Source organism: Arthrospira sp. PCC 8006 (assembly GCF_046480465.1).
Lineage (GTDB): Bacteria > Cyanobacteriota > Cyanobacteriia > Cyanobacteriales > Microcoleaceae > Limnospira > Limnospira platensis.
This window is the reverse complement of the sequence record NZ_PKGG01000426.1, coordinates 1-1790: the sequence shown is the minus strand read 5'-3', so window position 1 is coordinate 1790 and position 1790 is coordinate 1. Positions and strand designations below refer to the sequence as shown.

At 43.5% G+C, this 1790-nt stretch carries 1 protein-coding gene; it reads right to left on the bottom strand.

The window, feature by feature from the left end; genetic code table 11:
* Positions 1–140: 140 nt before the first annotated feature.
* The gene (locus tag B9T16_RS28295) at positions 141–1592 is read right to left on the bottom strand and encodes an MFS transporter (protein ID WP_410246353.1); all 1452 of its coding nucleotides are present in this window, start codon (positions 1590–1592) and stop codon (positions 141–143) included.
* Between the last annotated feature and the right edge of the window lie 198 nt (positions 1593–1790).

Sequence of the window (1790 nt, the reverse complement as noted above, 5' to 3'; positions counted from 1 at the left end):
ATAAGAAGGGCGGGTTCCGTAAGTTGGCGGGTTTTTACCGGGGTGTTACATAAGAAGGGCGGGTTCCGTAAGTTGGCGGGTTTTTACCGGGGCGGATCTAGCACCCGCCCCTACCAGCCGCCCCTATCATTGGTAGTTATTTAGTCGTGGCGTTGTTGCAATTGTAGACGAATGGCGGCGTGGACGGTGCGAGTAATTGGGTAAAAATAGGCTAATACTAACCCCATTGATAAAAAGGCAATGGGAATGGGACCTACCATCAGGCGAATTGCCCATAATACTGATTCGGGTTGGCTGATTGCGTGTTCTGAACCCGTTGTGGCTAACAGTCCAGCATGGCTGAGAATTTGGCCAACAATAAATAGGGATAGGGCAATTCCTAGTTTTTGTAACATTACCATAAAACTGTAAAAAATGCCTTCCCGTCGCTGTCCGGTGTTGAGTTCATCGAGATCAACAACATCGGGTAAAATTGACCAGGGGACTAGGTGGGCGGTGGCTATTCCAAATCCGGCGATCGCACCTAAACCATACATGGTTAACATTTGTCCGGGTTGTAGCATAAATAGTCCGACTCCGGCTAACATGGTGAAGGGAATGCCTAAACAATAGACGGTTTTTTTGTCTACTTTTTGGGCGATCGCATTCCAGAAAGCCATACCCAGTAAGGATACCCCTTGCACTAATAATGCCATTTGGGTTAAGTGGCGATCGGCTAGTTGCATATAATCTACTATAAAATAGGGTAGAATAGCAACGGTTACCTGTACTCCCAACCAGGAACATAAATAAATCCCAATGGCATAAAGAAAGGGTTTGTTACTAAAGGCAATGCGAATTTGTTGTAAAAATGGTAATGATGGAGGTCGGGTGATTGCCAATCGTTTAGCTTCTTGTTTAAAGTAGCGTTTACTGGTTCCGAAAACACATATATAGACAGATATCATCGCCATTAATCCCCCCAAACTACCCAATAAAGGATATCGCAATTGGGGAGATTCAAATAATCCAAATAGAACCTGGGCTAACACTAAAGTAAATAGACTTCCGCCAATTTTAAAAGCTGATTGAAAGCTGATTAAACTGGTACGTTCGTCATAGTCKTGGGTAAGTTCAGCCGCCAAAGCACCGAGGGGAAGAAATACGGCGGTAAATGCGGTATAAAATAGGATGGTAATCAAGCCATAATAGCCGAATAGTAGCCAGCCACTAACAGGAGGTACAACCCAATGCAGGAAAAAGCAGATACCCAAAGGAATAGAAGCTACTATCATCCAAGGGTAACGCCTTCCCCAACGAGACTGGGTGCGATCGCTTAACCAACCAATCATCGGATCACTGATAGCATCCCATCCTTTACCAAGTAATAATACACTACCTGCTAAACCTGCATCAAGTCCCGCAATATTAGTCAAGAAAAACAGCAAAAAGAAGACTTGCATACAGCCGGGAATAGCACCGCCAAAATCTCCCATTGCATAGGCGGCTTTAGTGCGAATAGCCAGATGATCACTATGGTAGTCGGTAGCTTGAAAGCGATCGCTGAGTTGAACAAGTGCCGTCTTGGCTTGTTGTCGAGAAAGGCGGATCATAGTTTAGGATTYATCTACAGGTAATTCTCGGATTGATTGATAATAGCATATATACATTGAGTTAGCATTGACTTCAGGAAATCATGTTAATTATTAATTATTAATTATTAATTATTAATTATTAATTATCTGAAAAGCAAGTCGCGCCGCCCCTATAGTACCCGCCTGATTTCCTAATTCGGCGGTCAAAATTTGTAG